This window comes from Oceanobacillus bengalensis, assembly GCF_003628445.1.
In the GTDB taxonomy this organism is placed as follows: domain Bacteria; phylum Bacillota; class Bacilli; order Bacillales; family Amphibacillaceae; genus Oceanobacillus; species Oceanobacillus bengalensis.
Genome location: NZ_RBZO01000001.1, coordinates 208757 through 229772 on the forward strand (window position 1 = coordinate 208757; position 21016 = coordinate 229772).

Annotated in this window: 21 protein-coding genes, 1 pseudogene, 2 riboswitches and 1 other annotated feature; of the genes and pseudogenes, 17 read left to right on the forward strand and 5 right to left on the reverse strand. The window is 36.3% G+C overall.

Annotated elements, in window-relative coordinates; genetic code table 11:
• Positions 1-57 precede the first annotated feature (57 nt).
• Positions 58-159, forward strand: a riboswitch (purine riboswitch).
• Positions 160-280: 121 nt separating this feature from the next.
• Together D8M05_RS01010 and D8M05_RS01015 are read left to right on the forward strand one after the other, a co-directional pair.
• Entirely contained in the window at positions 281-865 is a 585-nt protein-coding gene (locus D8M05_RS01010; protein WP_121127727.1) for a xanthine phosphoribosyltransferase, read from the forward strand.
• Entirely contained in the window at positions 862-2163 is a 1302-nt protein-coding gene (locus tag D8M05_RS01015) for a nucleobase:cation symporter-2 family protein (protein WP_121127729.1), read from the forward strand. The genes D8M05_RS01010 and D8M05_RS01015 overlap by 4 nt, the downstream gene beginning before the upstream one ends.
• A 498-nt stretch (positions 2164-2661) precedes the next feature.
• Here the strand turns inward: D8M05_RS01015 and D8M05_RS01020 are convergent, their stop codons facing one another.
• From D8M05_RS01020 to D8M05_RS01030, 3 genes are all read right to left on the reverse strand, one after another.
• Entirely contained in the window at positions 2662-2976 is a 315-nt protein-coding gene (locus D8M05_RS01020; RefSeq protein ID WP_121127731.1) for a DMT family transporter, read from the reverse strand.
• The gene (locus D8M05_RS01025; RefSeq protein WP_121127733.1) at positions 2976-3317 is read right to left on the reverse strand and encodes a DMT family transporter; all 342 of its coding nucleotides are present in this window, start codon (positions 3315-3317) and stop codon (positions 2976-2978) included. Before D8M05_RS01025 ends, D8M05_RS01020 begins: the two co-directional genes overlap by 1 nt.
• A 70-nt stretch (positions 3318-3387) precedes the next feature.
• Positions 3388-3484: riboswitch (guanidine-I (ykkC/yxkD leader) on the reverse strand.
• A gap of 79 nt (positions 3485-3563) precedes the next feature.
• Positions 3564-4523 (reverse strand): DMT family transporter, encoded by a 960-nt coding sequence (locus D8M05_RS01030; RefSeq protein ID WP_121127735.1) that lies wholly within the window; start codon positions 4521-4523, stop codon positions 3564-3566.
• A gap of 209 nt (positions 4524-4732) precedes the next feature.
• Here D8M05_RS01030 and D8M05_RS01035 point away from each other — a divergent pair, with 209 nt between their 5' ends.
• Genes D8M05_RS01035 through D8M05_RS01050 form a run of 4 tightly spaced genes read left to right on the forward strand, consistent with a single transcriptional unit; the run spans position 4733 to position 6971 of the window.
• A complete protein-coding gene (locus D8M05_RS01035; RefSeq protein ID WP_121127738.1) occupies positions 4733-5260 on the forward strand; it encodes a hypothetical protein in 528 nt (175 codons plus the stop codon).
• Between the two features lie 3 nt (positions 5261-5263).
• The gene (locus D8M05_RS01040) at positions 5264-5995 is read left to right on the forward strand and encodes a class I SAM-dependent methyltransferase (protein ID WP_121127740.1); all 732 of its coding nucleotides are present in this window, start codon (positions 5264-5266) and stop codon (positions 5993-5995) included.
• A 22-nt stretch (positions 5996-6017) separates the two neighbouring features.
• A complete protein-coding gene (locus D8M05_RS01045; protein ID WP_121127742.1) occupies positions 6018-6434 on the forward strand; it encodes an HIT family protein in 417 nt (138 codons plus the stop codon).
• 24 nt (positions 6435-6458) lie between these two features.
• Positions 6459-6971 carry a DNA-deoxyinosine glycosylase gene (locus D8M05_RS01050; RefSeq protein WP_342772213.1) on the forward strand — a complete coding sequence of 171 codons (513 nt, stop codon included), beginning with the start codon at positions 6459-6461 and terminating at the stop codon, positions 6969-6971.
• Between the two features lie 72 nt (positions 6972-7043).
• On the opposite strand, the gene D8M05_RS01055 is transcribed toward D8M05_RS01050, so the two are convergent.
• Positions 7044-8144 (reverse strand): SDR family oxidoreductase, encoded by a 1101-nt coding sequence (locus D8M05_RS01055; RefSeq protein ID WP_121127746.1) that lies wholly within the window; start codon positions 8142-8144, stop codon positions 7044-7046.
• A 109-nt stretch (positions 8145-8253) separates the two neighbouring features.
• Positions 8254-8526 (forward strand) — a binding site (T-box leader).
• A 695-nt stretch (positions 8527-9221) separates the two neighbouring features.
• On the opposite strand from D8M05_RS01055, the gene D8M05_RS01060 reads away from it, so the two are divergent.
• A complete protein-coding gene (locus D8M05_RS01060) occupies positions 9222-9743 on the forward strand; it encodes a hypothetical protein (RefSeq protein WP_121127748.1) in 522 nt (173 codons plus the stop codon).
• A 106-nt stretch (positions 9744-9849) separates the two neighbouring features.
• Here the strand turns inward: D8M05_RS01060 and D8M05_RS20470 are convergent.
• Positions 9850-10055: pseudogene (locus tag D8M05_RS20470) on the reverse strand (group II intron maturase-specific domain-containing protein); the annotation flags it as partial.
• 323 nt (positions 10056-10378) lie between these two features.
• On the opposite strand from D8M05_RS20470, the gene D8M05_RS20860 reads away from it, so the two are divergent.
• From D8M05_RS20860 to argJ, 10 genes are all read left to right on the forward strand, one after another.
• Positions 10379-10549: an SAM hydroxide adenosyltransferase gene (locus D8M05_RS20860; protein ID WP_379543546.1), complete on the forward strand. Its 171-nt coding sequence runs from the start codon at positions 10379-10381 to the stop codon at positions 10547-10549.
• 106 nt (positions 10550-10655) lie between these two features.
• Entirely contained in the window at positions 10656-11741 is a 1086-nt protein-coding gene (locus D8M05_RS01075; RefSeq protein WP_121127750.1) for a sensor histidine kinase, read from the forward strand.
• Position 11742: 1 nt separating this feature from the next.
• Complete coding sequence (locus D8M05_RS01080) at positions 11743-12381, forward strand: response regulator transcription factor (protein ID WP_121127752.1); 639 nt, start codon at positions 11743-11745, stop codon at positions 12379-12381.
• Positions 12382-12479: 98 nt separating this feature from the next.
• Positions 12480-13292 carry a cytochrome c oxidase assembly protein gene (locus D8M05_RS01085; protein WP_121127754.1) on the forward strand — a complete coding sequence of 271 codons (813 nt, stop codon included), beginning with the start codon at positions 12480-12482 and terminating at the stop codon, positions 13290-13292.
• Positions 13293-13441: 149 nt separating this feature from the next.
• Positions 13442-14374 carry an ABC transporter ATP-binding protein gene (locus tag D8M05_RS01090; RefSeq protein ID WP_121127756.1) on the forward strand — a complete coding sequence of 311 codons (933 nt, stop codon included), beginning with the start codon at positions 13442-13444 and terminating at the stop codon, positions 14372-14374.
• 14 nt (positions 14375-14388) lie between these two features.
• Positions 14389-15654 carry an ABC transporter permease gene (locus D8M05_RS01095; protein ID WP_121127758.1) on the forward strand — a complete coding sequence of 422 codons (1266 nt, stop codon included), beginning with the start codon at positions 14389-14391 and terminating at the stop codon, positions 15652-15654.
• Positions 15651-16763 carry an ABC transporter permease gene (locus D8M05_RS01100; RefSeq protein WP_121127760.1) on the forward strand — a complete coding sequence of 371 codons (1113 nt, stop codon included), beginning with the start codon at positions 15651-15653 and terminating at the stop codon, positions 16761-16763. Before D8M05_RS01095 ends, D8M05_RS01100 begins: the two co-directional genes overlap by 4 nt.
• Positions 16764-17142: 379 nt before the next feature.
• The gene (locus tag D8M05_RS01105; RefSeq protein ID WP_245985100.1) at positions 17143-18099 is read left to right on the forward strand and encodes an alpha/beta hydrolase; all 957 of its coding nucleotides are present in this window, start codon (positions 17143-17145) and stop codon (positions 18097-18099) included.
• Between the two features lie 636 nt (positions 18100-18735).
• Positions 18736-19776 carry an N-acetyl-gamma-glutamyl-phosphate reductase gene (argC, locus tag D8M05_RS01110; RefSeq protein ID WP_121127764.1) on the forward strand — a complete coding sequence of 347 codons (1041 nt, stop codon included), beginning with the start codon at positions 18736-18738 and terminating at the stop codon, positions 19774-19776.
• Positions 19777-19792: 16 nt separating this feature from the next.
• The gene (gene argJ / locus D8M05_RS01115) at positions 19793-21016 is read left to right on the forward strand and encodes a bifunctional glutamate N-acetyltransferase/amino-acid acetyltransferase ArgJ (RefSeq protein WP_121127766.1); all 1224 of its coding nucleotides are present in this window, start codon (positions 19793-19795) and stop codon (positions 21014-21016) included.

Consider the following 21016-nt stretch of genomic DNA (forward strand, 5'->3'; position numbering starts at 1 on the left):
TATTTTATGAAATGTTCGGGTTGTAATTATAAAATTTCATGTTATACTAATTACAACAACTTAACAGAATACTATTTTCATATAATCGCAGGGATAAGGCCTGCAAGTTTCTACCGGTTTACCGTAAATGAACCGACTATGAAAAAGCAGTATAAATCATTGGACACTATTATAGTGATTCTTTATTTATGTCGGATTAAAGTCCGTTTACTTTGCTTCTTCATGGTTTGTAGAAGCGCAGTAAGCGGGCTTTTTTGTTGCTTGGAAAGGGGACATAATCATGGAAACATTGAAGAACAAAATTACGCAAGAAGGAAAGGTATTATCAGATACCGTCTTAAAAGTAGACGCATTTTTAAATCACCAAATTGATGCAGAGCTTATGCTGGAAATTGGTGAGGAATTCGCCAAACGATTTAAAGATGCGGGAATAACGAAAATACTCACCCTTGAGTCTTCTGGAATTGCGCCTTCTGTTATGACAGCATTAAAGATGGGGGTTCCAACTGTTTTTGCAAGAAAGCGTAAGTCGTTAACGTTAATTGATCATCTTTATTCAGCAGAAGTTCGTTCATATACAAAACAAGAGACAAACGAAATATCAATTTCAAAGGAATATATTTCTTCTAATGATACGGTGCTTGTCATTGATGACTTTCTAGCAAACGGTCAAGCTGCATTAGGATTAATGGATATTGTAAGTCAAGCGGGTGCAACATTAGCTGGATTTGGGATTGTTATTGAAAAGGGATTTCAAGAAGGTGGAGATGAACTTAGAAAACGTGGCATTCGTATTGAATCACTAGCTAATATCGCATCATTAACAGATGGAGAAGTAATGTTTAAGGAGGAGGTAGCACGATGAAAACAGCAGCATTAGGTCTCCAACATGTCCTTGCAATGTATGCAGGAGCAATTTTGGTTCCACTTATTGTCGGTGACGCATTAGGGTTAACCTCAGAACAACTTACATATTTGGTTGCAATTGATATTTTTATGTGTGGAGTTGCTACACTTCTACAGATTATGTCTAATCGATTTTTTGGAATTGGTTTGCCTGTTGTGTTAGGTTGTACGTTTACTGCAGTAGGGCCAATGATTGCAATTGGTGGAGAATACGGGATATCAGCGATTTACGGGTCAATTATTGTTTCTGGTCTGTTTGTCGTTGTTATTGCAGGCTTCTTCGGGAAACTGGTTCGTTTCTTTCCGCCGATTGTTACAGGTACAGTCGTAACAATTATCGGGATCACGCTTATTCCTGTAGCCATTAATAATTTAGGTGGTGGACAGGGAGCGCCAGACTTTGGTTCCATTGCCAATATCTCATTAGGTTTTGGGACATTAATTTTTATTGTTTTACTTTATCGTTTTTCAAAAGGCTTCATGCGTTCTATTTCTATTTTAATCGGTCTATTAGTAGGTACAATTATAGCTACAATTATGGGGAAAGTTGATTTCTCAGCTGTCTCAGAAGCATCCTATTTTCACATGGTTGAGCCGTTCTATTTTGGAATGCCAACGTTTGAGTGGTCAGCAATTATTACGATGATATTAGTTGCAATGGTTTCTTTAGTTGAATCAACTGGAGTATATTTTGCGGTTAGTGATATAACCGATAAAAAGTTAACGGAAAAAGATTTAACAAAAGGTTATCGTGCGGAAGGATTTGCCGTATTTCTAGGTGGAATATTCAATGCCTTTCAATATACTGCTTTTTCACAAAATGTCGGGTTAATGCAAATGTCAGGTGTGAAATCTCGTAAAGTAATTGCTGTGGCAGGGATTATGCTTGTTGGATTAGGACTGGTTCCTAAAATAGCTGCAATAACAACGATCATTCCAACTTCCGTATTAGGTGGGGCCATGATTGCGATGTTCGGCATGGTAATCTCTCAAGGTATTAAAATGTTAAGTAGCGAGATTACAAAATCCCCGGGTAATTCGATGATCATTGCATGTTCAGTGGGAATGGGGTTAGGTGTAACGGTGGTTCCAGAATTATTCGCACAACTACCAAATAGTGTGCAAATTTTGACGAGTAACGGAATTGTTGCTGGAAGTGTAACAGCTATTGTTTTAAATATTATATATAATATGATTCCGTATGGAAAAACTGTTGAAGGAAAAGGAAGTATAGAACAACAAACGAATGTAGCATAGATTATTCGTTTTAATTGAAGAATAAATATCTTTTTAGCAGTTCAATTTATACGTAAATTGAACTGCTAATTTTTATTGACCATCAATTGGTCATGCTTAAATTAATCAAGTTATTTTTGAAGGCGAATGAGCACCGAAATGAACTAGAGAGCTCTTATCAAGTTATTTTTGAAGGCGAATGAGCACCGAAATGAACTAGAGAGCGCCTATCAAGATAGTTTTGCAGGCGAATAAGCACCGAAATGAACTAGAGAGCGCCTATCAAGATAGTTTTGCAGGCGAATGAGCACCGAAATGAACTAGAGAGCGCCTATCAAGTTATTTTGAAGGCGAATGAGCACCGAAATGAACTAGAGAGCGCCTATCAAGTTATTTTTGAAGGGGAATGAGCACCGAAATGAACTAGAGAGCGCCTATCAAGTTATTTTGAAGGCGAATGAGCGCCATTTTAAACTTGAGAGAGCATTAGTTAAGAAACATTTTCTGCGTTCACGTTCTTTACGAAACAAGTTTCAGCCCAACCGCTGCACCTAACACCATCGCTATGAAGACAAGCCTTTTCCAATCTTTTGATTCTCCGTATAACAGCATTCCCAATATTGCTCCACCAGATGCACCTATCCCTGTCCAGATTGCATAAGCTGTTCCCATTGGTAGAGTTTCCATTGCATAAGCTAGAAATAGAAAGCTTGCTCCAAAACTAAGAACTAAAAGAGACAGTGATTTCCAATTCCGTTCTCTATGAAGTTTATTTATCATAGCTACACCAAACATTTCACATAATCCTGCGAAAACTAAAGAAACCCATGCCATTAGGATTCAGCTCCTTCCTGTTCGTTATCCTTTGTAACTAATTTTAAGCCGACTACACCTGCTAGTAAAAGTAAAATCAAAAGTATCTTACTCAATTTAAAGGCTTCATCAAAAAATAGTATTTCAGAGATAACGGTTCCTGTCGTACCTAGTCCTACAAACACTGCATAGACGGTTCCCACAGGGAGTTTTTTACCTGCCATAATCATTAAGTAAAAACTCACGATAATAGCAATAATTGTTCCAGACCAAGTCCAAAAATCGTATGCGTGTTTCAATCCAATAACCCAAAACACTTCAAATACAGCAGCAATCATTACTTTAATCCAATCTGTGTTCATATAAATGACACCTCCGATTTTATTCTTCCCCAAAAAAACAAAGAAGCCTAAGAGACACTGATAAACAGTTATCTCCCAGGCTTTTATCCTTCCGTGGCACAGCTAAGCTATGAGTTTTCTCTCGGACCAGGCCAACAATTCGTTGCGGAACCCTAGAAAACATTCAACATATGAAATTACATTGTATTATACACACTTTTAACTTTTCATACAATAGCTAATTAAAAATCTTCAATAATGTAAAGGTTAATCGTTCCCAGAAGCATGTTTTATTAGTGGTGCCTTTGTACTAGTACTGTAAGGAGAAACAATACTATGCAAAATCATGCCAATGATGACAAGTAGAATTCCAATAAATGAAACGATACTTGGCATTGGTATACTTAAAAATAGTATTTCACCAATCAGAGCAAATATTACTTCACCAGACTGTGTCGCTTCAACACCAGCCAATTTTTGATTGTCATTTCGTACGAGTTCTGTTGCATAGAAAAATAAACCTGTCGCTATGATTCCAGACGAAACTGCGACAATAAAAGTTTGGGATATTTGGCTAGCGGAGGGCAGACCATCTGTAACGAGTCCGTAAATAGAAAGGATTATCCAGAAAGGCATGGAAGCAATGGTCATACCTAATATCCGCTGAAATGTATTTAAATCAGCTTTAACTACTTGCATCATTTTTCGATTCCCTAGTGGATATGCAAAGGATGATATGATAATTGGGATCACGCAAAGAATCACACTAATTAGTGGAATGGATGACATATGTTCAATTTGCATCACACATACACCAGCTAAAATAATAAGTGAAATAATGATACTTCGAAAAGGAATGGATTGCCGGTCGTTGTTTTTGTTCAAGAATGGCACAATTAATGAACCTGCAACAATGGTGAGTTGAAAGGTTGCAGCAACAAGCCATCCTGGACCATAAATCGTTGCAAATGTTAAGGGTGCATAAAATAGCCCAAAACCGACTGTGCTCCAGAGTAACCAGGCGGTTGGATACTTTTTCAAATGCAAGAATACAGGCTTGATGTTCCTTTTATATCCAACAATGATAAATAGAAGCGGAAGCATAAAGATAAATCTAAGAGAAGCACTCCATGCCCAGCTCCCACCTTCTAACTCCATGGAACGATTCAATACAAAGGTAACTGAGAAAAACAAAGCACCAAGTAGGCCAATTATGATTGCACGCATATACTCACTCCTGAACATAATAATGAGCAATTATAACATAAATCACCTCTAATTTATTTGATTATTTAAAAAATATGACAAATAACATATACAAGTATAATTCTTTCATATAATAAAGATGCGAACCAATGGACTCTAGCAGGAAATTGGACATGTTTGACGAATATATAGATTGGGGACCTGAGATTAACAGGGGAGTGTGAGTAGGGATGGAAACACTTGCGGATACAGTTTGGACAATGTATATCGTCGTTCTTATTATTGCATTAGCTTCTAGTATCATGTATTGGATTTACAGGCGATTTAGTGCTCTTGCAGTGATTACAATTATATTATCACTCCTCATTCCATTAGTAGCTTTCATCTATTACGCCCAAAGGCCATGGGGAATGGATGAATACGTCTTCTTAAAAGAACAACTTCAAATGGGGGATAATTGGGCAATTTTTTTAACAAGTGGCTACATATACTTAATCGCCTGGCTTGTGTTACTAATGGTTGATTTTTGTATTTATTTGTGTAAATTACCTTCTATCAACCGTAAGTTTAAAATCCTTTGGAGGAAATGTTCGTTATTAGCAAAAAAAGTATTTGTAAATATTTCAGTATCAACGAAAGAAATATTGGAAAAAGTTTCTGTATTCACGAAAAATATGCTAGATAAATTAAAAGAAAAAATACCAATGAGGAAAAAGATAGAAGATAAAAAAGAAAAGGAAAAAGTCGGTGGTGAATAATTAATGAAAGGACAAGCAATTGAAATGGATATAAAAGAAACGTATAATCAATTAGCAAAAAGTTATGAACAGGATGTTGACCACGATAGTCCATACAATACTGACTATGAGAGACCAGCAATGATTCATCAACTTCCAGATGATCTATCTGGAAAAACAGTGCTTGATGCAGGATGTGCTGCTGGTTGGTATTCGGAATATCTGACGAATCAGGGTGCAGATGTAACAGGTATTGATATTAGTGAAGAAATGATCAGCGCTGCTGAGAGAAGAGTTGGAGACCGAGCAGAATTTCTTTGTCACAACTTAGAAGAGAACCTTCCATTTAAAGAAAGTCAGTTTGACATAATCATAAGCTCTCTAACGTTACACTACCTAAAAGATTGGGAATATACTTTTTCAGAATTTCATCGGGTACTGAAACAAGATGGAATGCTATTATTCTCTGTTCATCATCCTTTTATGGATTTTAATAACTTTAAACGGGAAAATTACTTTCAAAAGGAACGCTTAACAGATAGATGGAAAAAGCAGGATATCGTAATCGATGTTCAATTTTACAGAAGAGCAATGCAGGATATTGTTAACACGACAACACAATTCTTTACACTTGAAAAACTTGTAGAACCTAAACCACAGGAATCATTTAAGGAAAAAAATCTGAACAGCTATCATTATTTAATGACAAACCCACATTTTTTGATTGTTGAAGCAAAATCGGGAAAAATACATTAATTAAGCCGAATGGGGTGCAGTGATGAAGTCTTGTATTTTTTGCCAAATTATTTCAGGGGAAAGTGAAGCACATATCGTTTATGAAAATAACCTAGTCTGTGCATTTTTAGATAAATATCCAATAAACAAAGGTCATATTCTTGTCGTACCTAAAAAGCATGATCAAGAATTTAATGCTGTTGATCAGGAGGCTCTAACTGCCATCATTCACACAGCACAAAAAATAGCAATTGTTTTAGAGAATGTACTGAAAACAGATGGCATCACCATCATGCAAAACAACGGAATATTTAAGGATGTCGAACATTACCATATGCATATCGTTCCAAGATTTAAAGACGATGGATTTGCATGGATTGAACCAGATGTTTCAGTTAGTGAAACGGAACTGTCAGAAATAAAAACAAGAATAGTGGAAAAAGTTGATTCGTTTCGATAAAGGAAATATGCAAACATCATTGGAGTGAATGAATTGGACAAAAAGCTTATTTCTTTTCCACCTATACTACCAGACAAACCAAAGGTATTGATCCTTGGATCGATGCCAGGAAAAATATCATTAGAAAAACAACAGTATTATGGAAACCCTCGTAATCATTTTTGGCCGATATTATTTGAATTATTTCATCAGGTACCACTTGAAGATTATAATGAAAAAATAGACTTTGTAAAAAGACATGGTATTGCTCTTTGGGATTCGATCGGTGCTTGTTATCGAGAAGGTAGCTTGGATACGAGCATTCTGGATGAGGAACCAAATGATATTATTGGGTTACTAAGAGACCATCCGACCATTCGGTTAATAGCTTGTAATGGTACGAAATCCTATACTACTTTCCAGAAGAACGTTGATTTGTCAGATTGGGATGACGTACGTGTTATTAAAATGCCGTCAACAAGTCCAATTCCTGGCCGCTATACGAAGTCCTTTATGGAGAAAGTGGAATCTTGGAGCGAAATTTTAATTTATCTTTAAGAATAAAGAGAATTTGTTATCATTACAGTTACAAGTCGTAAGTGTCTACGTACGACTTGTAACTGTAATTGGCTAGAGAATTTGAATATGTTTATTTGAGTCATCTTTATACTTTTTATAAAAACAAATCATTGGTTCAATTGTATCTTTTAAATCTGGACAAGTAATCCCAGTTCCAGCTAAGTCATTAACAGCTATGCTTGCATCATAGGATGAGTGAATGGAGAAGTAATCCATTGCTTCTCTTTCAACTTGTAGCCATTTACGTATCACACCTATATTTAGAGCCGATTTAGCTAATGCAAGCGGGAGTGCGCCTTTAGGTGTCATACCTAAATAAGCTTCTGTGAGCATTTGATAAATTTCATTCATTGTGTACGGATTTGGGTCTGTTAAATGGTAGGTTTTTCCTTCACCAATTTCAGCAATTGCTAAATAACTCGTTGCACGAAGGACATAATCAGATGGTACAAAATTGCCTTCCGCGCTATTTTTCCCTAAATAAGGAATGACAGGTAGAAATCTTAATTGGTCGAGCATATTTAGCACGAAATACAGTCCATCAAATTTAATCGTTTCCCCAGTTTTTGAGTGTCCTTTAACAATTCCTGGACGAATAATTGTCGTAGGTACATCATCTTTTAATGCTTCAACTAGGATTTCGGCTTCATATTTTGTTCTTTCATAATGATTTCGAAACGTTTGCCTTTTTTTAAGGTCTGTTTCGTAAATCTTTCCCTCTCTTGTTCCTGATACATATGCTGTACTGAAATAGATGTAACGTTTAAGGTTCTTAACATTTTTAACCCAATTGTTAACATAATTTGTCCCCTGGACGTTAACACTGTAGGCAATTTCCTCTGGAACAGCTAAGTCATAAATTGCTGCAAGATGGAAGACGTGTGTTACCGTATTCTGTAGCTTTTGACTCCATTCCTTTGTCATTTCTAACTCAGGCAACGTTATATCACCAGATATAATAGTAAATGAATCTATTTCAACACCAGCACTTGTGGAAAGCATTTCTATTTCCTTTGAAGCTTGATGTTCTTGAGTCGGTAAAACTAGTAAGTAGATATGTTCGATCTTGTTACTGTGATCATGGATAAGCTGTTTGATTAAATTTCTAGCAAGAAATCCTGGAAATCCAGTTATGAGATAGGTTTGCGACATATTTACAACTCCTTTTCAATATATTATAGCAGTTAAAATAATTGAAAAAATAGCTTGCTTTCTATAAATTAATTTCCTTTAATATTCTTAATTTAATAAATGATCACTTTAAAAAGCGTTGATGAGAAAAAGTAAGATTCAAGTATTTTTCAGAAGAGAGCTTCGGTAGCTGAAAAGAAGCAACAATACAAATCTGAACAATGGCCTCGGAGTTTCGTGCTGGAAATATCACTGATATGAGTAGGTACAGACGAGAATTGGTACTTGTTATCAATACCACAGTATAAATATAAAGGGGTTTAGTAACTTAAAGTACTTGTCTGAGGCTGCATACATCCAGTAAAGTAAGGTGGTACCACGTATATCCATCCACGTCCTTATCGTTTATTGCGGTAATGGCGTGGTTTTTTAATTTCTAGCGCAAGCGTACCAGCGACTAGTAAGACTTCCCTCACCTCCGTACGATAACAGTTCGATTAATCGAACTTCCTTGAATAAGTTTAAAAGGAAGGCCGACTAAAGGCAGGCATCATCAACGTCGGCATACCCCTTGAAGGGGCATGTTTCCTTTATCTTCTAGTAGGATTGTTCAATTAAAATCGAACCACCCACGCTCATCTACGTGGGCGCAGTTAGTTCGTCGCTACACGGGCGCTTGCACTATTCATCTTTAATATAAAATTGGACTAGCGTTCCAATAACTTTTTATCAAAAGTCAAGCAAAGATATATTTATTGAAGTTTGGCAATTTTAGGGCTAAATGTTGCTAAAACCATAAAAAAACCCTTATAAATAGGGTTGGGTAGTCCAGTCCAAATACCTAACGATAAGGAGATTTAAACGTGGACAATCATACCATAAAAACTGTATTCAAGGAACACATCTATCCATTAGATTCCAAAGTTATACAAAAAATGATTGATCGATGAAATTGATAAATGTGACAATAAGCTTGATGTACTTACGTTTATGAACACGTTTATTTATGCACAGTTGAAGCGTCTAGATAACCCTCAGCGCATAAGTGATTGAAACCTATTAACAGGTTTCATCGTATTATTATAAGGAGGAGTTATTATGAAAAAACAAATGTATAAATTATTTGTAATCGCTTTATTTACTCCACTTCTGTTATTGGTGGTTGGTTGTACGGAAACAGAAACGAAAGTACAAGATGAAAATATAAAGTCAATTGAAGCTGTATTACAGAATGCTCTTACAGGGCCTAGTGAAGAATTAAAACAAATGTTGGAAAGTAAAGGGCTCGAAGATTTAGTGCAATATGAAGAAAATCTATACAAAGATTATTTTGCCAACGATACGTCCTATCTAGAATTTGTTAATAGCTATGGCTCAACGCTAATGATCGAACCTACAAGGAATCAGTTTAAATTAAAGATAAAAAACATTGAATATGAAAAGACAGATTCTAAAGAAAACATTTATAATTTCACAATTAATTTACAGTACCAAAAAGAGGGCAGTGAAGAATCGGAAGTTGAAATGGTGTCCGGTGAAGCTAATTTAAATGATGAACATAAGATAGAATATATGGAAATTGGTATTGGAGATTTTTTGAGTTCTTTGCACAAAAAGTAAATACACTTCTCCATTAACATAGCTTAATTTTGAAATAGAGATAGGGGGAGGTGTTAACCTCCGTCCCTCTCACACCACCGTACGGATCCGTATACGGCGGTTCCAATTATGTCAAACGCAAAAGTTCATATCTTGCGGATATGTCTTTAACCCTAGGTTCGCTCAATAGGCGATAGCTAGGGTTTTGTGTAGTATTGGACTTCTTGCTATACGCCAATATGCTTTCCTGGAATTTCCCCATTCATATGCCTTTTGTGGCGATGCTCCCAGTGAGATTAATTTCCTCACTTTGGTTCTTGGTAGTTTCCATTCTAATATAATATCCTAGATTTTCATGAACATACTTTACGGTTTCGGCATCGTCTTCAACATACGGCTGCAAGATTAGCTTCTGATGTTATTTCAATTGAGGACGTAGGTCCAGAACTTCATGTAAATGAACTAGTAGAACTACCTTTAGCGAATGCAACGAACAATGAAGGTATAATCATAGGAAATATTGATATATTAGATATCCGATTTGGAAATTTATGGACAAATATTAACCATAAATTATTCAAGAATGCAGGGATTGAATAAGGCAACTCATTGGAAGTTATGATGGAAAACAATCACCGCCACATTTATAAAACATCATGAAATTTGCTCGTTCTTTTGCAGATAGTCGTTTGGGTGAAGCCTTATTATTTGTGAATTCCCTGGATAATATTGGCGTAGCAATTAATCAAGAGTTATTTGCTAAGGCCTATCATATTGAAACAGGTGCAAATTTGAAAATAAGCATACGCAAAACGAACAGGAAGTAACAACAGATAGAAGTCATTCTGTTATTAGCACTTCTTTTATTTCAAAATGTTTCGTTCTTTGGTATGTTAAATAAAGAGGTAACAAGGTGGAGGTGTACAACTACTTATGAAGTTATTCGGCCTGCGATTTATTTCCTTCAGTATTTTATGGATACTATTAATAATATTGGATAGTAATTTTATTCCATATAGTATCATTGCCTTCGCTATATCAATGGGGATATATTTTTTTGTATCGACAAAGAAAGCAATACTTTTCTTATATAGTAGCATATTCGTTATATTAATTATTCATAGTTTGTTATTGACCAATTATTCAAGCCTAACGATTGTACTTATTCTATATTTGGTAATAGATGCCTCCATACATTTAAGAGAGATACAATACCGAGTCTATTTTGTTATTTCTTTGATATTCATACCTATACTTTTTACTTTCCATAATGATTTTAATCTTGAGATAGTTATTGTAGGTATTTTCCTGTTTTACCTAACTTTGGTTGTGAACCAAATGAATGTAGAGAGGAAGGAACAAAAGGAAACCTATGAAATGTTATTAGGTGAGTATCGGAAATTAAAGCGAATGAATTTGTCTGTAGAACATAATGCACGTGTGGAGGAACGGACGAAAATTGCTCGAGATATCCATGATTCAGTTGGACATAGGTTAACTGCATTGATCATGCAATTGGAGATGTTAACGATACAAAATAAAAGTAATGAATACGAAGATTTGAAGAAAATGGCGAAGGATAGTTTAGAAGAGACAAGGCATGCTGTTAAGACCTTACAAGCAGAAGAAAATGAAGGGATTGCAACGGTTGTCCATCTTATTCGTAAATTGGAAGCGGAAAGTCATATCCTAGTTCAATTTACGATGAAGCAAGGGGTATTATCTATTCCACTTTCAAATGAAAAAAATGTGACATTATTTAGAGTAATACAAGAATCACTGACGAATGCAATGCGACATGCTCGTTCAAGAGAGGTGCAAATAACATTAGGGAAATCTGCAACGGCAGATTTATCTTTTGAAATAATAAACACTGTATTTGATCCTAAAAATTTCACATTCGGATTTGGATTAAACAGTATGAAGGAACGTGTTGAGCAAGTAGATGGAAGACTAAATGTGTATCAAACGAAGAAGGAATTTGTTGTAGCGGGCACGATTCCTAGTGAGGAGGCTTAAGATGTGGCGTGTTCTATTGGTTGAAGACCAAACGATTGTAAGACAAGGTCTAAAGGTAATTCTAGAACAAGATCCAACTATCACTGTAACACATGAAGCAGAAAACGGGCTTGACGCAGTCGCGATACTAGAAAAACATATGATTGATTTTATTATGATGGATGTTAGGATGCCAAAGATGAATGGGATTGAGGCAACGAGAATCATTAAAAAGCGTTGGCCATCTGTGAAGATTCTTATATTAACTACGTTTAATGATGATGAATATGCACTTCAAGCATTAAAAGAAGGTGCAAATGGATTTTTACTGAAAACAGCAGAACCAAACAAGCTAATTGAGGCTGTTTATAGTTGTATGAATGGCGGATTAACGATACATGATGAAGTAGCAGCAAAGGTCATGCCAAGGTTATTGAATAAAGAGACAAAAAAACCTGAAATGACGGTAGAATTATCACCAAGGGAAGTACAGGTAACAAAACTAGTTGGTGAGGGATGGACAAATAAAGAAATTGCTGCTGAGCTGCATCTATCTGTCGGTACAGTTAAAAACCATCTAACCATGATTTTACAAAAAACAGGACTTAGAGACCGAACACAACTCGCAATATTCGCAGTAAAACATTATATCGGTGAATGAAAGAGAATGTCATGATATTGTTATAACTAACTTTCCAAATGAATACATACATCCTTTATACTGATTATAGAAGCAGGTAAGAAGGTTGGTGTAAAACGATGTTAGAAATTATTTTAGACGAATTCCATGCGTCAACATTGTGGAACGGTGGTATCTTTATTTTTACTGCCTTTGCAATAATCATTTATTTCTTATTATTGCCATCCTCAGGAAGGCATTCGATATGGAAGTCTTTCGTATTTTTATTAGGGCTAATTGCTATTTACGCCTCACTAGGAAGTCCATTAAATATTATTGGTAGGATCAAATTTAGTACACATATGATCCAGATTGTATTGCTGTTACTTGTAGCACCACCATTAGTAATCATAGGATTTAAGAATGAGATTATCAGAAAAGCGATAAAGAAGATGGCATTCGCTCGTAAGCTTATTCAGGTGCTCACAAAACCGATTGTGGCAATTATTTTATTTTATGTATTGTTTTATGGGTATCATATTCCAGTTATTTTTAACTATGCAAGGTTAGATTTATATCTGAATTATTTCGTATTGTTGGCTTTATTTATTGCAGCAATTCTTCTATGGGTTCCAATTCTGAAACTAAATTATCTGACGGCTAAGCAAAAAGGTGTTTATGGGCTGCTAAATATCATTTTAATCATTCCGTATAGTATTATTTTATTTACGCAAGGTGAAGGAATCTATTCTTTATATACAGATATTGATTTATTTATGTCATCATTGGTTGTTTGTTTACCTAATGCGGATCTATTAACACCAGATTTCTTCCAATCACTTCTGCCATTTGACCCAGTGAAGGAGCAACAACTAGGTGGAGTCATTTTGTTACTGAGTCAAATTGTTATTTTTGCTTTGGGCATTGTTTATGGAAGGAAAATAAGTAAATAAGATTAGGTGGACCCCTCTTTATTTTGGAGGGTTCTTTTATTTTAAGGCAAAAAATGACTTAGGTCATATAAAGCAAATAGATAAAGTGACTCCAGATAGTATGCTGCACGACCTTATTCCCGTAGAATAAGTGTCAGGAGGGGATACGTGTGCTTGAATTAGTTGATTTAACTAAGCGATTTAAACAAAATGAAGCGGTTAAAAATTTAAATATGTTTATAGAAAAAGGTGAGATTGTAGGGCTATTAGGTCCAAATGGTGCAGGTAAATCTACTGCAATTTCTATGCTCTCATCATTAGTAGAACCAACAAGTGGCGATGTACGCTATAACAATAAAAGTATTTTAAGAAATCCTGGACCGATTCGAGAGGTATTAGGAATGGTACCTCAAGAGATTGCGTTATATGATGATTTGTCAGCACTTGAAAATTTACAGTTTTTCGGTAGGATTTACAAGCTAAAAGGGAAAGAACTACAAATTAAGATTGCAGAGGTACTTGAGCAAATTGGACTTACGGACAGGAAGAAGGATATTGTAAAAACATTCTCTGGTGGGATGAAGCGCCGACTGAATATTGGTGTTGCCATGCTACATGACCCCGAGATTATTATTATGGATGAGCCGACCGTTGGTATTGATCCCCAGTCACGAAATTATATTTTAGAAACAGTAAAGCGTTTAAATGAAGAAAAGCAGATGACTGTATTATACACGAGTCATTACATGGAAGAAGTCGAATTTCTTTGCGACAGAATTTACATTATGGATCAGGGGAATTTAATCGCTTCAGGTACGAAAGAGGAAATCAAACAAATTTTATCATCTGAACATACGATTTCGATTAAGGCAGATCGTTGGAACGATAGGTTTATTGAGAAATTGAAAAATAATCCAACGATACACCGCGTAAAGGTTGAAGACAGGGAAATTACAATTGTTGTTCCAAAGGAAGTGAATATGTTCGCGACACTTGCAAAGATGGCGGAAGAAGCAGATTTAGAATTAAGATCGGTAGACATTAATGCTCCAACGCTCGAGGATGTATTCCTCCACTTAACTGGAAGAGCTTTAAGGGATTAGGGGTGAAACGATAAATGTTAGGACAAATTATTAAAAAACAAGCACTTATATTACTCCGAAATCCAGTGCAACTCCTATTATTAATTGGATTACCGATGATCCTAATTGCTATCTTAGGAACGGCTCTTGGTAGTTGGATGAATGGAGATTCTATCGAAATTAATCTTAAGGTTGCTTTGATTGAACATGAAACGGAAGAAGAACAAGTCGCTCGATTTGTTTCAGATATGGATAAAGCTAGATTACCTGAGGAAGCAGTTGTAGCGATAAAAGAAAGTGCAATAGAGACGGCTCCAATTCGAATGTTAAAAGATGTTTTTGTAAGTGAGGAATTATCTGAAATGATTGTCTTGCATGAAGTAAATCCTTCAGAAAAACAGGATGTACTGGATGATGATTCATATGCAGCCCTTATTGAAGTACCAGAAAACTTTACTTATGAAACATTGAATGAAATATTTCTAGACGAGGAATCTTCAATAAATTTACAAGTATTTCAAAATGAACAACAAGAAATAGGAGCAAATATTGTAGGGCAAATTCTACAGCAATTTGGGGAGCAGCTCACATTGGGAGTTTTCTTAGCTGACCAGGGTATTGACCAAAGAGCGATGCAAGTTGATGTTGATGAACTTGATAGTGAAGTTACTGTGGTTAATCAAGGTAATCCAGTATCATCAAAAGCATATTACACCATTGGTATGGTAGTAATGAATGTTTTGTTTATGGCTACAGCAATTGGCACGATATCTTTTAATGAGAAACAGACCCATGTATTTGATCGCATTATTTTAGCAAATGTTTCTCGGTGGGTTTATTTTACTGGTGTGTTAATTACTGGAATGATCTTTGCGTTTATCCAGTCAATGTTGGTGTTTGCTTTTGCCTGGATTGTATTTGATATTACATGGCCAAATCTATTCTCCTTTTTTATTGTCACCTTGTCCTTGTCTATTTCAGTTGGAGGGATAGCGGTATTATTGACTGCAGTGAGTTATCGATTTCATTCGGAAGTTCTAACAGATTTCTTTTCAAGCATTATTGTAACGATGATGGCATTCTTAGGCGGTAGTTTTTTTCCAATTGGGGATTCATCCAAGATTCTTCAAGTGATTGGTAACTTAACGCCGAATGGTGCTGGAATGTCTGCATATTTAAGTATTATACGAGGAGATGCAATGGTTGCAATTTCAAATCATATTGTGTACATTCTTCTCTTTGCAATAACATCGATTATTATCGCTGTGCTTAGTTTTCCGAGAAGGGGGGTATCAGCATGATTGGAATTTTATTAGCAAAATTCAAGACATTTATTCGTAACCCTTGGACGTTTTTCATTTTTACTGGAATGTCGATTGTATTCGCACTGATGATAGGTGGTACGGGAGGAATGTCGTCTATCCCTGTTCCTGTTTCTAGTGCTGATGATATCAAGGAGTCAGCAATCGGTGAAGCATTAGAAGAAAATGAAGTATATACGTTTAATTGGATGGCAGAGGAAGAAATGAAGAAGCGAGTATCAAGTGGGAAAGCAGAAGCAGGGGTCATTTTAAAGGAAGATAGCTATGAAGTGATTGTCGGTGTTGCGTCATCTAACGTAGAAATGATTGAACAAACTATCCAGGGAGTATATGTAGAAAAACGACAAAATGAAAAACTTCTTGAAATGATGGGTGCTGATACGGAATCTTCACAACAAGAGTTCTTAGATAATATGGAACAGTCAATTGAATCACCAGTCTTTTCCATAGAGGCAAGTAGTTTTAGAAGTGCTGATGCAGTTGTTCATGATAGTGCTTCCCATTCTTTATTCGGTTTTACGTTATTTTTTGTCATTTACACGATTGCATATAATGTATTATCTATCCTGATAGAAAAGAAAGATGGAATATGGGATCGTATGATATTATCTCCTGTGAAAAAATGGGAAATGTATGTTTCAAACTTACTTTACAGTTTTTTCGAAGGTTATTTGCAGGTAATTGTAATTTTTCTCGTCTTCCGTTATTGGTTTGGCATTGATTTCAATGGAAGATTTTTAGAAATGTTGTTGTTACTTTTTCCATATGTATTTTCTATCGTAGCGCTGTCGATTTTCATTACAGCATGTGTGAAAAATACACAGCAATTTAATGCGGTTTTACCGATTATTGCTGTCAGTATGGCGATGATTGGTGGTGCGTACTGGCCACTTGAAATTGTCAGTTCAGAAATCTTACTTGCTTTAGCGAAGATTAATCCGCTGACATATGGGATGGAAATATTAAATGGTGTAGCAGTGTATGGCTACTCACTGGAAGAGCTGTTGTTTCCAATAAGTATTCTGATTTTAATGGGTGTTGTATTTATGGGGATAGGCATTCACTTAATGGAAAGAAGGCATGTGTAGAGAGCGGAAAACGAACAGTCTTGCGGGTTGTTCGTTTTTTTGTTTCTTGTAAAAGTACCTTGCAAAGCTAGAGGATGTGGTTTTCGCTGAAGTTCACAGTGATTTCGCCAATGTTCACAGGAAAATCGCTGAAGTTAACAATGTTATCGCCGAAGTTCATAACTGATTCGCCAAAGTTCATAATTTTGCGGGGCACAACCCTATTCCTGCCCTCCACATAACACAGGTTGCCATGCGACGACATTCACTCAATCTATTCCCACAAATTAGCAACGTTGGTGCATTTTGCACGCTAATAGTTGCCAATCTATCATACAATTCGTTCTATCCTGATAGTATAATAGATTTAAATCATACTGCAGGAGAGGGGCAACATGGTGTGAGGAAGAGAAAAGGTTTAAAAATTGGTGCTGGACTAATTGTCTTTATATTAATCATAGATTTCGGTATTGGATTTTATTTATATGACCTAGCAATTGAGCGAAATGTTAAAGATTTCTTATCAGGTAATCAAGACCTTGAAGTTTCTGCAGAGGCAATGAATGTATTTACAGAGGGGTCTTGGAAGGACTGGGTAAGAGAACAGGATTTTGAAGAATGGAAAATGGAGTCTTATGATGGTCTAACGCTTAATGGGTATTATCTAGAAGCAGAAAAGCCAACAAATAAAACAGTAGTTTTCGCACATGGTTATCTAGGGCGTGCTAGCGATATGGGGCTTTTTGGGCAATATTATTATGAGGATTTAGGATATAATATGTTTACACCAGACTTAAGAGGACACGGAGAAAGTGAAGGTGACTACATTGGATTTGGTTGGCATGATCGAATAGATATCATTGATTGGGTTGATAAGGTGACAGATGAAGTTGGTGAGGATACTGAAATTGTATTACATGGTGTATCCATGGGAGCTGCAACGATGTTAATGGCTAGCGGAGAAGAGCTTCCTAAAAATGTTAAAGCAATGGTTGCTGATAGTCCTTATACCGATGTTTATAATTTATTTGCTTATCAGCTTGAACGGATGTTTACCTTACCAGAATTTCCGATTCTACCAACAGTTGGTCTTGTTACAAACATGAAGGCGGGTTATGCATTAAAAGAAGCATCGGCACTGGAGCAAGTGAAGAAGGCTGAAGTACCAATTCTTTATATTCATGGCAGCAATGATACCTTCGTACCAACGGCAATGACCGAGGAGTTATATAAAAATACGAAAAGCAATGCTGAGGTTTTAATTGTTGATGGAGCAAGCCATGGTGAATCGATAATACTAGCAGAAGATAAATATTTAGAAACGTTATATGGATTTATAGAAAAATATGTAGATTAGATGGAATGCTTTACTGTCAATTTGATGGTAAAGCATTTTTTTATATGGCTGTTTTCTAAAAGATTGTTTTCTTCAGCTATTGTATATCAAATTCATAGTTGATATTAATTGTGGACTTACTTAATTCAGAATTATTTAGTTCTCGCTAACACTTATGTTTGATTTATGTCATCTTTCGCTGCGGCAGAATACTTCGCTTTCCGCGGGCACGGCCTCAGCCTCCTCGCGGAAAGACCACCGCTGCGGGGTCTTCGGACACGTGCTTTTCTCGCAAAACAGCATATTTTTAGTTGAAATCAAGTAGAGCAGAATCTTAGTGGAGGAAACACACGTAGACTCCTACGGGAGGACAGGCCTAGGTGAGACTACGGAGTGCGTTAGCACGAAGGAGGCTCACCAGCCGCCCGTGGAAAGCGAAGTGTGTTTCCGGAACGACGTGTTTTGCACAATACTAAATTAAATAGATCCGAAGTTTATACAAAATGCTAATGATAAAAAAAGCAACGAAATATGCGAAAAGAGCTTTTTACAAAAAATAATGCATAAATATAAATATTTTGTTATAAATATACTTGCATAAATAGTTTTATAAATCTATAATTATGGATAATTCAAAAAGTGGGAGGAAGGTATTCATTGAAGGAAGTAGCAATTATCGGTGGTACGGGGTACGGGGCAATTGAATTAATACGTTTACTTGGGTCGCATGAATATATGCATATAAATAAAATTATTTCTCATTCGAGGTACGGGGAACGACTTGCAATGTTTTATCCGCATTTGACGGAATTCTACGATGATCCAATGGAGGAATTAGATATTGATAGATTAAAAGAAGAAGTGGATATTATCTTTTTTGCCACACCAGCTGGGGTCGCAAAAGACATTGTTCCAAAATTTTGTGATTCCTCTGTACAGTGTATTGATCTTTCAGGTGATTTAAGACTTCAGTCACGGAAAGTGTATGAAACATGGTACGAAAAGGAAGCTGCCCCACAAGCAACGTTAGATAACGCAATTTACGGATTACCAGAAATGTATAAAGAAAAAATTAGAAATGCGAAGGTTATCTCTAATCCAGGTTGTTTTCCAACATCGGCTTTATTAGGTTTAATTCCAGCAATTGAGCATCAAATTATTTCACCGCATTCCATTATTATCGATGGAAAAACAGGAGTATCTGGTGCTGGTGGAAAGGCAACGACTATGACACATTATTCAGAGACAAATGAGAATGTAAAACCATATAAGATTGGTGCACATCAACATATTCCTGAGATAGAACAATATTTATCTGCTATTGCAACAGAAGAAATCAAAACGACTTTTACGACACATCTCATCCCAATGACAAGAGGACTCATTTGTACAATGTACGCAACACTCGAAAAGAGGGTAACAACCAAAGAAGTCATTCATTTATATCAATCGTATTATGAAGCACACCCATTTGTAAGAGTAAGAGAGGAAGGTTCATTTCCAACGACAAAGGAAGTGTGCGGGAGTAATTTTTGCGATATAGGTATACATGTGAATGAACGGACCAACCAGATCATCATTGCATCTGTTATTGATAATTTGGTAAAAGGAGCTAGTGGTCAGGCGATACAGAATGCGAATCTAATGAATGGTTGGGATGAAGACCATGGCTTACAGAACATCCCTATCTATCCATAATGAAAGGATGAATTCTATGATAACCGTTAAAAAGGAGCACATTCAGATCCTTAAAGATGGGCATGTAACAAGTCCAAATGGATTTTCAGCAGGAGGAGTGCATTGTGGTATTCGAAAAACCAAGCTTGATTTTGGCTGGATTCATTCGAATGTACCTGCAACTGCAGCGGGAGTATATACGTTAAATGCCTTCCAAGCAGCTCCTTTAAAGGTAACAAAAGCAAGTATAGAGAAGGAGAAGAAGATTCAAACGATTATTGTTAACTCTGGAAATGCCAATTCTTGTACTGGGGAACAGGGTTACTACGATGCACTTGAAATGCAGCGTCTTACTGCAGCAAAAATGGATGTTGCCCCCTGCCATGTAGCTGTTGCTTCAACTGGAATTATAGGTGTTCCATTACAAATGGATAAAATGAGAGATGCTATCGAGTCTATGGGCAGTGTTAGTGGTACGGTAGATGATTTTGAACATGCAATTTTAACAACAGATACAGTTACGAAGCATTGTGCGGTACAAATGGAAATTGATGGCAAGGTTATAACGATTGGTGGTGCTGCTAAAGGCTCCGGAATGATTCATCCAAATATGGCGACAATGCTTGGATTCATAACGACAGATGCAACGGTTGAACCAGAAAGTCTACAAAATGCGTTAGGATCTGTTACAGATAAGTCATTTAATATGATTACCGTTGATGGAGATTCGAGTACGAACGATATGGTGCTTATATTGGCAAATGGGAATCAAAAAAACCAAGCACTTACCGAATCACACCCTCAGTGGCCATTGTTTGTAGAAGGATTACAAATGGTTAGTGAAGAGTTGGCGAAACAAATTGCAGGAGACGGAGAAGGAGCAACAAAGCTAATTGAAGTGAATGTGTCAGGTGCGAAGGCGGAAGAGGATGCAAGACAAGTAGCAAAGGCTGTTATTTCTTCTAATTTAGTAAAGACAGCCATCTATGGTGCAGATCCTAATTGGGGGCGCATTGTATGTGCCGTTGGTTATAGTAAACAACCAATTGACCCTGACAAGGTTAGTGTATCACTAGGGGATATTGTTGTTGTAAAAGATGGCCTTGCCGTTAACTTTGATCAAGAAGAAGGAACCCGCTACTTGGAAAATAGAACGATAAATATTTCTATTGATTTACAAGAAGGCTCATCTGAAGCCACGGCTTGGGGCTGTGATTTGACCTATGATTATGTAAAAATAAATGCTTCCTATAGAACATGA

Bases quoted from the DNA above. Each gene is read 5' to 3' on its own strand.
- D8M05_RS01010 (WP_121127727.1), top strand. From the start codon at position 281: ATGGAAACATTGAAGAACAAAATTACGCAAGAAGGAAAGGTATTATCA.
- D8M05_RS01015 (WP_121127729.1), top strand. From the start codon at position 862: ATGAAAACAGCAGCATTAGGTCTCCAACATGTCCTTGCAATGTATGCA.
- D8M05_RS01020 (WP_121127731.1), bottom strand. From the start codon at position 2,976: ATGGCATGGGTTTCTTTAGTTTTCGCAGGATTATGTGAAATGTTTGGT.
- D8M05_RS01025 (WP_121127733.1), bottom strand. From the start codon at position 3,317: ATGAACACAGATTGGATTAAAGTAATGATTGCTGCTGTATTTGAAGTG.
- D8M05_RS01030 (WP_121127735.1), bottom strand. From the start codon at position 4,523: ATGCGTGCAATCATAATTGGCCTACTTGGTGCTTTGTTTTTCTCAGTT.
- D8M05_RS01035 (WP_121127738.1), top strand. From the start codon at position 4,733: ATGGAAACACTTGCGGATACAGTTTGGACAATGTATATCGTCGTTCTT.
- D8M05_RS01040 (WP_121127740.1), top strand. From the start codon at position 5,264: ATGAAAGGACAAGCAATTGAAATGGATATAAAAGAAACGTATAATCAA.
- D8M05_RS01045 (WP_121127742.1), top strand. From the start codon at position 6,018: ATGAAGTCTTGTATTTTTTGCCAAATTATTTCAGGGGAAAGTGAAGCA.
- D8M05_RS01055 (WP_121127746.1), bottom strand. From the start codon at position 8,144: ATGTCGCAAACCTATCTCATAACTGGATTTCCAGGATTTCTTGCTAGA.
- D8M05_RS01060 (WP_121127748.1), top strand. From the start codon at position 9,222: ATGAAAAAACAAATGTATAAATTATTTGTAATCGCTTTATTTACTCCA.
- D8M05_RS20860 (WP_379543546.1), top strand. From the start codon at position 10,379: ATGAAATTTGCTCGTTCTTTTGCAGATAGTCGTTTGGGTGAAGCCTTA.
- D8M05_RS01075 (WP_121127750.1), top strand. From the start codon at position 10,656: ATGAAGTTATTCGGCCTGCGATTTATTTCCTTCAGTATTTTATGGATA.
- D8M05_RS01080 (WP_121127752.1), top strand. From the start codon at position 11,743: ATGTGGCGTGTTCTATTGGTTGAAGACCAAACGATTGTAAGACAAGGT.
- D8M05_RS01085 (WP_121127754.1), top strand. From the start codon at position 12,480: ATGTTAGAAATTATTTTAGACGAATTCCATGCGTCAACATTGTGGAAC.
- D8M05_RS01095 (WP_121127758.1), top strand. From the start codon at position 14,389: ATGTTAGGACAAATTATTAAAAAACAAGCACTTATATTACTCCGAAAT.
- D8M05_RS01100 (WP_121127760.1), top strand. From the start codon at position 15,651: ATGATTGGAATTTTATTAGCAAAATTCAAGACATTTATTCGTAACCCT.
- argJ (WP_121127766.1), top strand. From the start codon at position 19,793: ATGATAACCGTTAAAAAGGAGCACATTCAGATCCTTAAAGATGGGCAT.